This window comes from Georgenia deserti, assembly GCF_042680605.1.
GTDB lineage: Bacteria > Actinomycetota > Actinomycetes > Actinomycetales > Actinomycetaceae > Allobogoriella > Allobogoriella deserti.
Genome location: NZ_JBHUEE010000010.1, coordinates 12,024 through 24,527 on the forward strand (window position 1 = coordinate 12,024; position 12,504 = coordinate 24,527).

Below are 12,504 nucleotides of genomic sequence, written 5' to 3' on the forward strand. Positions count from 1 at the left end.
GAGGACGTCCCGGCGTGGGACTTCGCCGTCGCGCCACCCCGCACAGCCCCGGGCGTGAGCTCGATGGTGGGCTACCGCGCGCTCGACGTACCGCACACCCTGCACCGTGGCCTGCCGTCCTCCCGACTGACGTTCATCGTCGCGATGGACGACGGCGTCGAGGCGGCCGCGACGATGGACGCCCTGCCGGCCGTGCACCCGGCACCGATCATCCTCGGCGGCCTGCACACCAGCGCGAGCTACGTGCGCCAGCGCCCCGCCCAGGCCGGTGTCCAGATCGCCATGCACCCCCTGGCCGCGCGCGCCGTTTTCGGCATACCGGCGGCCGAGCTGCCGGTCACCGAGTTCGACGGCACGAGCTACCTCGGCACCGCTGCCCGCGACCTGCACGGCCGGATGACCGAGGTGACCGACTGGCGCACCGCCTTCCGACTCGTCGCCGACCACCTGATCGGCCGCTACGACGGCGACCACGTCGACCGGTTGCGACCGGAGCTGCTGCGCGCCTGGCACCTGTTCGAGCGAACCGGCGGGCGGGCGCCGGTCGGCGCCGTGGCGCGAGCCGTCGGCCTCAGCACACGTCATCTCGGCACCCTGTTCGCCCGCGAGGTCGGTCGCTCACCCAAGCAGGTGGCCGGACTCATGCGCTTCGAACGGGCGCAGGCCGCGATCGCCGAGCAGGTCCGGCTGCGCGGCAGCGCCGACCTCGCGGGCGTGGCCGCCGCGGGCGGCTTCAGCGACCAGGCGCACCTGTCCCGGGAGTTCGGCCGGTACGTCGGTCTGAGCCCGACGGTCTGGATCGCCGAGGAGCTCCGAAACATTCAAGACGGCGGTCACCGTGGCGCCGGAGAGTGGACTCATGACTGAGACATCCAGCACGCCGCCCACTGTCTTCCACGCCCTCCAGGCCCGCGACGCCGCCGCCCTCATCGACTATTACGTCGAGACCTTCGGCTTCGTCGTCACGGCCGAGTACGCCGAGGAGGGCCGCGGCGTGGTCCACCACGCCGAGCTCCGGACGCCCGACGGCGCCGGCGGGCTCATGCTCGGCACCCACCAGGTGGGCCCCTGGTCGCGCGAACCCGGGGCGGCGGGCGCGTACGTCGTGGTCCCCGAGATCGACGGACTGTACGACCGCGTGGTCAACCGAGGCGCCGACGTCGTGCGCCCGCTCGCCGAGACCGACTACGGCAGCTGCGAGTTCACCGTCCGGGACCCCGAAGGGAACCTGTGGTCCTTCGGCACCTACCCGGGCGAACCGATGCCCGGGGCCTGAGCGTCCTACGCTGAGCGGGTGGACCCCGTCTCGGCCTTGGAACGTGTCGCCTACCTGCTGGAGCGGGAGCTGGCCGAGACGCATCGCGTCAAGGCGTTCCGAAAGGCCGCCCGCCGCCTCGCTGCCCTCCCACCGGCGGAGCTCGACCGCCGCATCGCCGACGGCACACTGACCGACCTGGCGGACGTCGGACCACGAACCGCCGCCGTCGCCACGGAGGCCGCGGGCGGCGCCACCCCGGGATACGTCGCCGACCTCGAGGCCCGGGCTGCCTTCCCGCTCGTCCCCGGCGGGGAGACGGTGCGGTCCTGGCTGCGCGGGGACCTGCACAGCCACTCCGACTGGTCCGACGGTGGCAGCCCGATCCGCGAGATGGCCGAGGTCGCGATCGCCGCCGGTCACGAGTACCTCGCGCTGACCGACCACTCGCCGCGCCTGACCGTCGCGCGCGGCCTGTCCGCCGAGCGGTTGCGTGAGCAGCTCGAGGTCGTCGCCGCCCTCAACGCCGAACTGGCGCCGTTCCGCATCCTTACCGGCATCGAGGTCGACATCCTCGAGGACGGGCGCCTCGACCAGGACGAGGATCTGCTCGCCGAACTCGACGTCGTCGTCGCCTCGGTCCACTCCAAGCTGCGCATGGCCTCCGAGGACATGACCCGGCGGATGGTCACCGCCGTCGCGAACCCGCACGTGGACGTGCTGGGGCACTGCACCGGTCGGCTGATCACCGGCGGCCGCGGTACCCGCCCCGAATCCACGTTCGACGCCGAACTGGTCTTCGAGGCCTGCCGACGCTTCGACGTCGCCGTCGAGATCAACTCCCGCCCCGAACGGCGCGACCCGCCGACCCGGCTGCTCGAGCTCGCGCACGAGATGGGGTGCCTGTTCGCGATCGGCACCGACGCTCACGCGCCCGGACAGCTCGACTTCCTCGACCACGGCTGCGCGCGGGCCCAGGCCGAGGGCGTCACGCGCGAGCGGATCGTCAACACGCTGCCCGCCGACGAACTGCTCACCTGGACGGCCCGCGCTCCCACCGGCAGCCTCTGAGGCAGCACCTCAGTCAACCCAGGACTCGGCGTCACCGCTGAATCCGCCGAGCGGTCTCGCCCAGTTGACCGTCGTCGCGGACAGGCTTAGGTTCGCCGGTAGGTAATTAATCACCAATCGGCTCCGAGGTGCTCATGTCCGGTTCCGCCCCGCCGTCCTTCCCGAACCCGACCGACGGCGAGCACGCCACCTCACTCGGCATCGACGCCGTGGTCGATGACGCCGTCACCCTGGCCGAGGAGTGGCTCGCGGCCACCGAGGCCGGCCAGGACGACGCCGAACGCGCCACCTCCGCCCAGCTCGCCGGTCTGGTCGGCGATCCCCGCGGGCTCGACCTGGCGGTCACGTTCGTCGACAAGGTCGCCCGCCCGGAGGACGCTCGCGTCGCCGCCAAGGAGCTCGCCGGGATCTCCGCCGGGGCCGCCGGGTTCTTGGGGCCCACCGACCGCGCCCTGCTCGGCGTCGGCGCGAAGGTCGCCAAGCTGGCGCCCGGCATGGTGGTGCCCCTGGCGCGCAAGCGGCTGCGCCAGCTCGTCGGCCACCTTGTCGTGGACGCGCACGACCCTGCGTTGGCCGAGCACCTCGCCAAGGCCAGGCAGGACGGCTTCCGGCTGAACATCAACCTCCTCGGCGAGGCCGTCCTCGGCGAGGCCGAGGCCCAGTCGCGAGCCGACCGCACCGTGGCCCTGCTGGAACGCGAGGACGTCGACTACGTCTCCATCAAGGTCTCCTCCCTCGTCTCCCAGATCACCACCTGGGACGAACCCGGCACGGTCGAGCGTGTCCTCCAGCGGCTCCGGCCGATCTACCGGGCGGCGAAGGCCCGCAGCCCACACGCCTTCGTCAACATGGACATGGAGGAGTACCGCGACCTCGACCTGACGATCGCCGCATTCTCCGCCCTGCTCTCCGAGCCCGAGTTCGCCGACCTCGAGGCCGGCGTCGTGCTCCAGGCGTACCTCCCGGACTCCTCCGCCGCCCTGGAGCGGCTCGTCGCCTTCGCCCGTCAGCGCGTCGCGGACGGCGGCGCGCCGATCAAGATCCGGCTGGTCAAGGGCGCCAACCTCTCGATGGAGAAGGTCGAGGCCGAGCTGCACGGCTGGGCGCAGGCCCCATACACGGACAAGGCCGAGGTCGACGCGAACTACCTCCGGCTCGTCGACCGGACCCTGGTGCCCGACCTCGCGGGTGTCGTCCGACTCGGGGTGGCCTCGCACAACCTCTACGACGTCGCCGCCGCCCACCTGCTCGCCGAGCGCCGCGGCGTGAGCAACTCCCTGGACGTCGAGATGCTCCAGGGGATGGCGCCCGCGCAGGCACGCGCCGTGCGTGACGTCGTCGGCACCGTGATCCTCTACACCCCGGTCGTCGCGCCGGAGGACTTCGACGTCGCCGTCTCCTACCTCGTGCGCCGCCTGGAGGAGAACGCCCAGCCGCAGAACTTCGTGCACAGCCTCTTCGCGGGCGGGGACGAGGCGATGAGCCAGCAGGAGGCACGCTTCCGCGCCTCGGTGGCCGACATCGCCACCACGCCAGACACCCCACGGCGTAGCCCGGAACGTGAACCGGCAGGTGAGAGCTTCACCAACTCGGTCGACTCCGACCCGGCGCTGCCGTCCGTGCGCGAGTGGGGACGTGGCGTCGTGACCTCCCAGCCGATCGAGCCGACGTCACCGGTCCTGCAGACCACGGACGACGTCGACCGGCTGGTGCGCACGGCCCGGAAGGCCCAGCCGGCGTGGGCGGCCCGCCCCGCCACGGAACGTGCGGCCGTCCTCCGGCGCGCGGCCGATGAGCTCGAGGCTCGCCGCGGCGTGCTGATCACTCAGGCGGTCCACGAAGGCGGCAAGACGATCGACCAGGTCGATCCCGAGGTCTCCGAGGCCATCGACTTCGCCCGCTACTACGCCGACCGGGCCCTTGAGCTCGACCCCGGAGCCTCGTGGCACACCGACGGCGCCACCTTCACCCCGGACAGCCTCACCCTCGTCACCCCGCCGTGGAACTTCCCCGTGGCCATCCCCATCGGCGGAGTCCTCGCCGCCCTGGCCGCCGGGTCCGCCGTCATCATCAAGCCGGCACCGCCGGTTCCCGGCTGCACCGAGATCGCCGTGGCGGCCCTGCACGCCGCCGGAGTGCCCGAGGACCTGCTGCACATGGTCCGCACCGACGAGGGCGACGTGGGCCGGCACCTCGTCTCCCACGACGACGTCGACACGGTCATCCTCACCGGAGCCGCCGAGACCGCCGAAGTCTTCACCTCCTGGCGTACCGGCCGGCCCCGCGGGCCGCGGGTGCTCGGCGAGACTTCGGGCAAGAACGCCCTGATCATCACCCCGGCGGCTGACTACGACCTCGCCGTCGCCGACCTGGTCAGGTCCGCGTTCGGGCACGCCGGCCAGAAGTGCTCCGCATCGTCCCTCGCCATCCTCGTCGGGTCCGCCGGCTCCTCGCAGCGGCTGCGCCGCCAACTGATCGACGCCGTGCGGTCCCTGCGGGTCGGCTGGCCCACCGACATCGGTGTCACCATGGGGCCGGTCATCGAGCCCCCGGGCGAGAAGCTGCACCGCGCCCTGACCACCCTGGAGCCCGGGGAGACCTGGCTGGTCGAGCCGAAGCAGCTCGACGACACCGGGCGACTGTGGTCCCCGGGCCTGAAGGACGGCGTTCGGCCCGGCTCCTGGTACCACCTCACCGAGGCGTTCGGACCCGTGCTCGGGCTCATGTACGCCGACACCCTCGAAGAGGCCATCCGGCTGCAGAACGCCGTCGCGTACGGACTCACCGGCGGCCTGCACTCGCTCGACGAGGACGAGGTCACGACCTGGCTCGACCGGGTCGAGGTCGGCAACGCGTACGTCAACCGGCACATCACCGGCGCGATCGTGCGCCGCCAGTCCTTCGGTGGCTGGAAGGCCTCCTCGGTCGGCCCCGGCGCCAAGGCGGGCGGCCCGAACTATGTCGCCCAGCTCGGCTCGTTCGCCCCGGCCGGACTGCCCACCGACCAGGCCGATCTCGAGCCCGGCCTGCGCGCGAGCCTCGCCGACTACACCGGCCTGGTCACCTCGCAGGCCGACCGCTCCTGGTTGCGCGCGGCCGTCGCCTCCGACGCCACCGCCTGGAACGAGGTTCTCGGCCGCGAGCTGGACGAGTCCGGCCTCAGCGTGGAGGCGAACATCTTCCGTTACCGCCCGGTGCCCGTCACGATCCGGACCGTGCCGGGAGCCGCCGTCGTCGAGGTCGTCCGGGTGTTGCTCGCCGCAGAACTCGCCGGCAGCCCGGTGACGCTCAGTCTCGACCCGGAGACGTCGCAGGCGTTCAAAGCGCTGTCCGACGCCGGGGAGAACGCACGCATCGGACTGCGCCGGCTCGGGGCGCACGGCACCCGTGCGGAGACCGTCGAGGAGTTCGTCGAGCGGGTCCGCACCGAGGGCGCCGAGCGCCTGCGGATCATCGGTACCGGCGGCGAGGCCGAGCGGATCGTCGATGCCCTGTACTCACCCGCGGTGAGCATCGTCAGCGGCCCGGTCCTGGCCACGGGCCGGCGCGAGATGCTCAGCGTGCTGCGCGAACAGGCGATCTCACGCACCCTGCACCGGTTCGGCCACCTACCCGCGGACCGGCACGACGACGGCGAGGAGTGGCGGTGAAGCTCAACCGCGCGTCCCTGAAGGACCAGGCCCTCGCGGTCATCCGCGAGTCGATGCTCTCCGGTGAGATCCGGCCGGGGGAGACCTACAGCGCGGCGGGGATGGCGGCTCGGCTCGGCACGTCGAACGGGCCGGTGCGAGAGGCGATGCTCACCCTGGTCGAGCAGGGCATCATGCAGGTGGTCCCGAACGTCGGCTTCCAGGTCACCCCGCTGACCGAGGACGATCTCGCCGAGATCTACGAGCTGCGCGTCATGCTCGAGGTCCCTGCCATGCGGCGCCTGGCCGAGCAGGGAATCGACGGCCGTGATGAGCAGCCTCGGCGCCATGCCGAGGCGTGCGCCCGCGCGGCCGCGAACGGCGACGTCAAGGCCTTCATCACCGCCGACCGCGACTTCCACCTCGTGCTGCTGGACCTGGTCGGAAACGCGCGGCTGGCGAAGATCGTGGCGAACCTGCGCGACCAGACCCGGCTCTACGGTCTCAATCTCGCCGGCGCGGAGAAGCTGCGCGCCTCGGCGGCCGAGCTCACCGAGCTCGTCGATGCGCTGGTCGGCCGGGACCCCGACCGTGCCGAACGCGTCATGACCTCGCACCTGGCGCAGGTGCGGCAGGAGTGGGCGCCACCGGAGCAGACACCGGAATCGTCCCCGCAGGTCGCGCGATCCCCGGTCGCGGGCTGACGGCGACCTCGGGCGGCCAGCGATATTTCGTCGCCCGGCTCCGGCGGTGGCAGTAGCGTCGCGACCGTGTCCACCGAGCCCGAGCCCATGCGTCCCGTGCGCGTCGACATCGACGAGGCGCTGTCCGCCAACCGCGCGAACTGGGACGACCGGGCGGCGGTGCACGTCGCGTCCCGCGACTACGGCGTCGAGCGTTACCTCACCGACCCGGGGCACGTCTCCGACGTGGCGGCCGAGGATCTGCGGCTGCTCGCCCCGCACCTGCCGCCGAGCGGACTGACCGGCCTGGACGTCGTCCACCTGCAGTGCCACATCGGCACGGACACGCTCTCGCTGGCGAGGCAGGGAGCCCGGATGACCGGGGTCGACCTCTCGCCCGCCTCACTCGCGGCGGCGCGCGAACTCGCCGTCCGCACCGGGACCGACATCCACTACGTCGAGGCCGAGGTCACCACCGCCGCCGCGGTACTCGGCCGGATGTACGACGTCGTCTACACCTCGACCGGCGTGCTGCCCTGGATCCCCGATCTCGACGCGTGGGCCCGAACCGTCGCACGCCTGCTGCGCCCCGGTGGAGTGTTCTACCTGCGCGACGCCCACCCGTTCCTGACCACGGTCGACGACAGCCGTGGCGTCGGCGCAGACGGGCAGGGCGACCTCCGCGTCGCGTACCGCTACTTCGGGGACGGGTGGGCGCAGACCTACGACGAGGCGCTGACCTACACCGACGGCGACCACGCCGGCATCGAGCACACCCGCAACTACGAGTGGCCGCATCCCGTCTCGGAGATCGTCGGTGTGCTCCTCGGGGCCGGCCTGCGGCTGGTGGCCCTGGACGAGCATCGGACCCTGCCCTGGCAGGCTCTGCCGCAGATGCGCCCGGTCGAGGGCGGATGGGAGCTGCCCGGGGTGCAGCGTGATTCCCTGCCGGTGGCGTTGTCCGTCGTCGCCCGCCGGGACTGACGGCGCGGGCCGGCTCAGCAGGTACGACGCAGGTTCAGCTCGGACACAGCGAACCGTTTCCGAATCGAGACCGTCGCCGTGCCACGGAGACGGCATGCTGGAATCGATCCCCAGACCGCCGAAGGAGACTCATGCCAGACGCGCCCGCGCGCGACGTCCTCGCCGTGGACGGACTCGTCCGACGCTTCGGGAAGCTGACGGCGGTCGACGGCGTCTCGTTCCACGTTGCTCCGGGTGAGACCTACGGTTTGCTCGGTCCCAACGGCGCCGGCAAGACCACGACGATCTCCATGATCGCCGGGCTCATCCGCGCCGACGCCGGAACGATCACCGTCGCGGGCGAGCCGGTCGGACCCCAGCACGTGGCCGTCCGGCGCCGCATCGGCCTCGTCCCGCAGGACCTCGCGATCTACCCCGAGCTCACCGCGCGCGAGAATCTCCGCTTCTTCGGTCGTCTCCAGGGGCTGGGCGGGCACGACCTCGCCCGCCGCGTCGCGGACGTGCTGCAGCTCGTCGGCCTCGACAGCCGTGCCGACGGCGCCACCAAGGAGTTCTCCGGCGGGATGAAGCGCCGTCTCAACATCGGCATCGGCCTGCTGCACCGACCCGAGCTCCTCATCCTCGACGAGCCGACCGTCGGGGTGGACCCGCAGTCCCGCAACGCCATCCTCGAATCCGTCGAGGCCCTCTCGGTCGAAGGGATGGCCGTCCTCTACACCACGCACTACATGGAGGAGGCCGAACGTCTCTGCGACCGGATCGCGATCGTCGACTCCGGGCGCATCCAGGCCGAGGGCACGCGTGACGACCTCATCCGGATGCTCGGCGGCGTCGACCAGGTCCGGCTCGCCGGCGACGGCGATCTCGAGGCGGCCGCCGCTGCGCTGCGTGAGCTCCCCGCCGTCGAGCGGGCCGAGGCGGGCGCCGACCATGCCGTGGTCCTGGCCGTGCGCGACGCGCCGTCCGCGGTCGCGAGCCTGGTCACCGGCGCCACCGAGGCCGGGCTCGCCCTGCACGACGTCGAGATCACCCGGCCCAACCTCGAGGCCGTCTTCCTGCACCTGACCGGCAAGGCTCTGCGGGACTGACCGGTGCGCACTCTCTGGACCCTCACCGCCAACGACCTGCGCCAGCGCCTGCGCGACAAGTCCGTCCTCATCTTCGGCCTCGTGGTGCCCCTCGCACTCATCAGCGTGCTCAACCTCGTCTTCGGTGACACCGACCAGGTCGAGCTGAGCCGCACCACGGTGGCCGTGGACGCACCGTCGGGCGAGGTGGTCGGTGACGCCCTGCTCGCTACCTACGACCAGCTCGAGGGCATCCCGCTCACGGTCGAGCGCGCAGAGAACGCCGAGGCCAGGGTCCGCGACGGGGACGCCCAGCTCGCCGTGACGGTCCCCGACGGCTTCGACGAGGCCCTGGTCGGCGGCGAGGACACGACCGTCGAGGTGGTCCAGGGGGACGACACCGGGCTGGAGGTCTCCGTGGTGGTGTCCGTGACCCGCACTGTGCTCGACCAGTACCGCGCCGGCGTCGTCGCCTCCGCCGCAGCCGGTCGGGCGGGCATGGCTCCCGACGAGGTAGCCACCGTTGCCGAGCAGGTCGCCGCGACGGCGTCGGAGATGACTCTGACCGAGGGGCGCACCTCGGACCAGCAACTCGACACCGGGGCCGCGCTCGTGGCCGGCCAGGCGGGCCTGTTCCTGTTGTTCACGGTCGGGTTCGGCGTGCTCGGTCTGCTCACCGAACGCAAGCAGGGCACCCTGGCGCGGATCCGGTCGGCTCCCGTACGCGCCGGGACCGTGGTCCTGTCCAAGGCTCTGGTCAGCCTCGTGCTCGGCGTGGTCGCCACCGGCCTGCTGCTCACCGTGGGCGCAGTGCTCTTCGGGGCGGAGTTCGGCTCGCCGGTCCTCGTCGGACTGCTCATCGTCTGCGTCGTGACGGCCGGAACGTCCCTGATGTTCATCATCGCCCGGGTGGCTCGGACCGAGGAGCAGGCCAACGTCGCCCAGTCGATCCTCGCGATCGGTCTGGGCGTGGCCGGCGGCTCGTTCTTCCCGATCGCCGCCTCCGGCCTGCTCGGTACCGTTCTCGACCTCAACCCGATCGCCGCGTTCACCCGTGGGCTCGGTATCACCGGCGGAGGAGGTGGGCTCGGTGACCTGGCGGGACCGATCGCGATCATGTTGGGCTTCGCCGTCGTCTGCCTGGGTCTCTCCCGGCTCATCCCGGACCGGACGGAGGCACTGTGAGACAACTGGCCGCACCCGTCGCGATCGCCGGCACCGAGCTGCGCCGGTTCCTCAAGGACCGGTCGAACATCTTCTTCGTCTTCATCTTCCCGTTGCTGCTGGTCCTCGTCATCGGGGCCCAGTTCGGTCAGTCCGCCTCCTCGGGGCGGGTGATCGTGGTCGGCGACGGCGAGCTCACCACCGCCCTCGAGACCACCCTCGAGCGTGAGGGGGTGACGCTCGCTGCGGCGGAGTCGGGCGAGATGCGTGAGCAGGTGGCTCGTGGTCGCGCCGACGCCGGGCTCATCGTCGACGACGGCGACGAGGACGCCTACGCCGCCGGCGACCCGGTCGACCTCGAGGTGGTCCCGGGCAGTCAGGCCGGCTCCCTCGCCGCCGTCCAGGTGGTCCGCACCGCCGTGCAGGCGGTGGCCCTCGACCAGGCGCGGGTCAGCGTGCTCACCGCGGCGGGCGTGGACGCCGAGGACGCCCGGGAATCCGTCGCGGCGGCCGAGCAGGAGATCGGCGTTGCGGACGTCCAGGTCGTCGACACCTCACGGCTCGCGCAGGAGTTCTCCGGCATCGGGCAGTTCGACGTCGGCGCCGGCTCGCAGGTGCTGCTGTTCGTGTTCCTCATGTCGCTCGCCGGTAGCGCCACCCTGATCGGCTCGCGCCGCCTGGGTGTCGTCCGTCGTGTCATGGCCGGACCGGTCTCCTCGGGTGCCATGCTCACCGGCGAGGCGCTCGGCCGGCTGGTCATCGCCCTGTTCCAGGGCTGCTACATCATGGCCGCGACGGCACTGCTGTTCCGCGTCGACTGGGGCAACCTCGGCCTGTCACTGCTCGTGCTGCTGCTCTTCGGAGCGGTCTCGGCCGGCGCCGGGATGGTGCTCGGCTCGATCATGGACAACGAGGGCGCCGCCTCGGGGGTGGGCGTCGGGCTCGGTCTGGTGCTCGCCGCCCTCGGCGGCTGCATGCTCCCGCTGGAACTGTTCCCGGACACTCTGCGCACGGTCGCGAACGTGACCCCGCACGCGTGGGCGTACCAGGCGTTCGCGGAGGTTACGCGGCACGGCGCCGGTCTGACGGACATCCTGCCCCAGCTCGGCGTGCTGGCGGCCATGGCGGCGGCGCTGCTCGTGCTCGGCGGGTACCTGCTGCGACGCAGCCTCGCCCGGGCCATGTGAGTTGGCCGGAGGCGGGACTGCGACGCCGGCCGGTAGCGGTAGCGGCTACTCCGTGTCCATCCGGGATCCGTCAGCGTGCCCGAGCGACTTCTCCGGTGCCACCAGGTCCCGGACCCGGCGCTTCAGGTCGGTGATCTCGGGGAACCCGCCGTCGCGCTTGCGGTTCCAGACGTGGGTGTCGTCGACGTCGATCCGGAACACCCCGCCCGTGGCCGGCACCAGGGCGACCTCGCCGAGTTCGTCGGCGAAGGTCTGCAGGAGCTCACCGGCGTACCACTGGGCACGCAGTTGCCACCGGCACTGCGTGCAGTACGTGATGACGACGCGAGGCGAGGCGGGGGCAGCCATGGCCCCACCTTCCCACGCAGGGCACGGCACGGGCAGGGCGGGCGGCCGTCTCGCAACTGCACCGGGTACGGCATGCTGGTCGCATGACGTCCGCCCGGCCCCTCCTCCTGCTCGACTCCGCGTCCCTGTACTTCCGTGCGTTCTACGGCGTCCCGGAGACGATCACCGCCGACGACGGCACGCCGGTCAACGCGATCCGCGGATTCCTCGACATGATCGCCCAGCTCGTCACGGACCGTCGCCCCGGACGGCTCGTGGCGTGCTGGGACGAGGCCTGGCGGCCCGCGTTCCGGGTGGAGAAGATCTCGACCTACAAGAGTCACCGGCTCGCCGACGACGGCGTCAGCGAGATGGTGCCCGACGGGCTCGTGCCGCAGGTGCCCGTCATTGTCGAGGCGCTCGCCGCGCTCGGGATCGCCCGGGTCGGGGCGGCGGGGTACGAGGCCGACGACGTCATCGGCACGCTGGTGGCGCGTGAGGTCGGTTCGGGTTCGGCCACGCCGGTCGAGGTGGTCACCGGCGACCGCGACCTGTTCCAGCTCGTCGACGACGAGGCCGGTGTCACGGTGCTCTACACCATCCGCGGGCTGAAGAACCTGCAGACCGTGGACCAGCGCCTGCTGCAGGAGAAGTACGGTGTGCGGACCGGCCAGGCGTACGCCGACCTTGCCACGCTCCGCGGGGACCCGAGCGACGGGCTGCCCGGCGTGGCCGGGGTGGGGGAGAAGACCGCGGCATCGTTGCTCGCGAAGTTCGGCGACCTGCCCGGGATCCTCGCCGCCGTCGAGGCCGGTCAGGTCAGCGCGGCGCACCAGGCGCGGTTCGCCACGGCGAAGGACTATCTCCAGCAGGCGCCCGCGGTGGTTCGTGTCGCCCGGGACGCCCCGGTGGCCGAGGTCGACGACGCGCTGCCGGCCGCGCCCGCGGATCCGCAGGCGGCGCACGAGCTCGCCGAGCGCTGGAACCTCGGGGGCTCGATGAACCGCGTGCTCGCCGCACTCGCCGGCTGACGCGGTCGGCGAGCGTCACCGGCTGTTCATCGTCTCGCTACCCGGTCCCGGTAGGAGTGGTCCGGGCGCCGCGTCCGCGCGCCCGACTGCGACCACAAGGAGACCG

General features: G+C 72.1%; 11 protein-coding genes. 10 read left to right on the plus strand and 1 reads right to left on the minus strand.

Annotated elements, in window-relative coordinates; translation table 11 throughout:
• Nucleotides 1-63 precede the first annotated feature (63 nt).
• The 9 genes from ACFSE6_RS16405 (at nucleotide 64) to ACFSE6_RS16445 (ending at nucleotide 11,040) form a co-directional block, all read left to right on the plus strand.
• On the plus strand, nucleotides 64-867 hold the full coding sequence (locus ACFSE6_RS16405) for an AraC family transcriptional regulator (protein ID WP_465254181.1): 804 nt from the start codon (nucleotides 64-66) through the stop codon (nucleotides 865-867).
• The gene (locus ACFSE6_RS16410) at nucleotides 860-1,276 is read left to right on the plus strand and encodes a VOC family protein (protein ID WP_388009704.1); all 417 of its coding nucleotides are present in this window, start codon (nucleotides 860-862) and stop codon (nucleotides 1,274-1,276) included. The genes ACFSE6_RS16405 and ACFSE6_RS16410 overlap by 8 nt, the downstream gene beginning before the upstream one ends.
• Before the next feature lie 18 nt (nucleotides 1,277-1,294).
• Nucleotides 1,295-2,326, plus strand: a complete 1,032-nt coding sequence (locus tag ACFSE6_RS16415; RefSeq protein WP_388009707.1) for a PHP domain-containing protein — start codon at nucleotides 1,295-1,297, stop codon at nucleotides 2,324-2,326.
• Between the two features lie 134 nt (nucleotides 2,327-2,460).
• Nucleotides 2,461-5,976, plus strand: a complete 3,516-nt coding sequence (locus tag ACFSE6_RS16420) for a proline dehydrogenase family protein (RefSeq protein ID WP_388009710.1) — start codon at nucleotides 2,461-2,463, stop codon at nucleotides 5,974-5,976.
• Nucleotides 5,973-6,659, plus strand: a complete 687-nt coding sequence (locus tag ACFSE6_RS16425; protein ID WP_388009713.1) for a GntR family transcriptional regulator — start codon at nucleotides 5,973-5,975, stop codon at nucleotides 6,657-6,659. Before ACFSE6_RS16420 ends, ACFSE6_RS16425 begins: the two co-directional genes overlap by 4 nt.
• 66 nt (nucleotides 6,660-6,725) lie before the next feature.
• Entirely contained in the window at nucleotides 6,726-7,622 is an 897-nt protein-coding gene (locus tag ACFSE6_RS16430; protein WP_388009716.1) for a class I SAM-dependent methyltransferase, read from the plus strand.
• Nucleotides 7,623-7,753: 131 nt separating this feature from the next.
• Complete coding sequence (locus ACFSE6_RS16435; protein ID WP_388009719.1) at nucleotides 7,754-8,710, plus strand: ABC transporter ATP-binding protein; 957 nt, start codon at nucleotides 7,754-7,756, stop codon at nucleotides 8,708-8,710.
• Nucleotides 8,711-8,713: 3 nt separating this feature from the next.
• Nucleotides 8,714-9,874 carry an ABC transporter permease gene (locus ACFSE6_RS16440; protein ID WP_388009722.1) on the plus strand — a complete coding sequence of 387 codons (1,161 nt, stop codon included), beginning with the start codon at nucleotides 8,714-8,716 and terminating at the stop codon, nucleotides 9,872-9,874.
• Nucleotides 9,871-11,040, plus strand: a complete 1,170-nt coding sequence (locus ACFSE6_RS16445; protein ID WP_388009725.1) for an ABC transporter permease — start codon at nucleotides 9,871-9,873, stop codon at nucleotides 11,038-11,040. The genes ACFSE6_RS16440 and ACFSE6_RS16445 overlap by 4 nt, the downstream gene beginning before the upstream one ends.
• Nucleotides 11,041-11,085: 45 nt before the next feature.
• Here ACFSE6_RS16445 and ACFSE6_RS16450 read toward each other — a convergent pair whose 3' ends face one another.
• Nucleotides 11,086-11,388 carry an Rdx family protein gene (locus tag ACFSE6_RS16450; protein ID WP_388009728.1) on the minus strand — a complete coding sequence of 101 codons (303 nt, stop codon included), beginning with the start codon at nucleotides 11,386-11,388 and terminating at the stop codon, nucleotides 11,086-11,088.
• Between the two features lie 83 nt (nucleotides 11,389-11,471).
• On the opposite strand from ACFSE6_RS16450, the gene ACFSE6_RS16455 reads away from it, so the two are divergent.
• The gene (locus ACFSE6_RS16455) at nucleotides 11,472-12,398 is read left to right on the plus strand and encodes a 5'-3' exonuclease (RefSeq protein WP_388009731.1); all 927 of its coding nucleotides are present in this window, start codon (nucleotides 11,472-11,474) and stop codon (nucleotides 12,396-12,398) included.
• Nucleotides 12,399-12,504 lie beyond the last annotated feature (106 nt).

What these genes read in the sequence shown, in the direction of transcription:
- ACFSE6_RS16410 (WP_388009704.1), top strand. Translation starts at nt 860, where the DNA reads ATGACTGAGACATCCAGCACGCCGCCCACTGTCTTCCACGCCCTCCAG.
- ACFSE6_RS16450 (WP_388009728.1), bottom strand. Translation starts at nt 11,388, where the DNA reads ATGGCTGCCCCCGCCTCGCCTCGCGTCGTCATCACGTACTGCACGCAG.
- ACFSE6_RS16420 (WP_388009710.1), top strand. Translation starts at nt 2,461, where the DNA reads ATGTCCGGTTCCGCCCCGCCGTCCTTCCCGAACCCGACCGACGGCGAG.
- ACFSE6_RS16455 (WP_388009731.1), top strand. Translation starts at nt 11,472, where the DNA reads ATGACGTCCGCCCGGCCCCTCCTCCTGCTCGACTCCGCGTCCCTGTAC.
- ACFSE6_RS16405 (WP_465254181.1), top strand. Translation starts at nt 64, where the DNA reads ATGGTGGGCTACCGCGCGCTCGACGTACCGCACACCCTGCACCGTGGC.
- ACFSE6_RS16435 (WP_388009719.1), top strand. Translation starts at nt 7,754, where the DNA reads ATGCCAGACGCGCCCGCGCGCGACGTCCTCGCCGTGGACGGACTCGTC.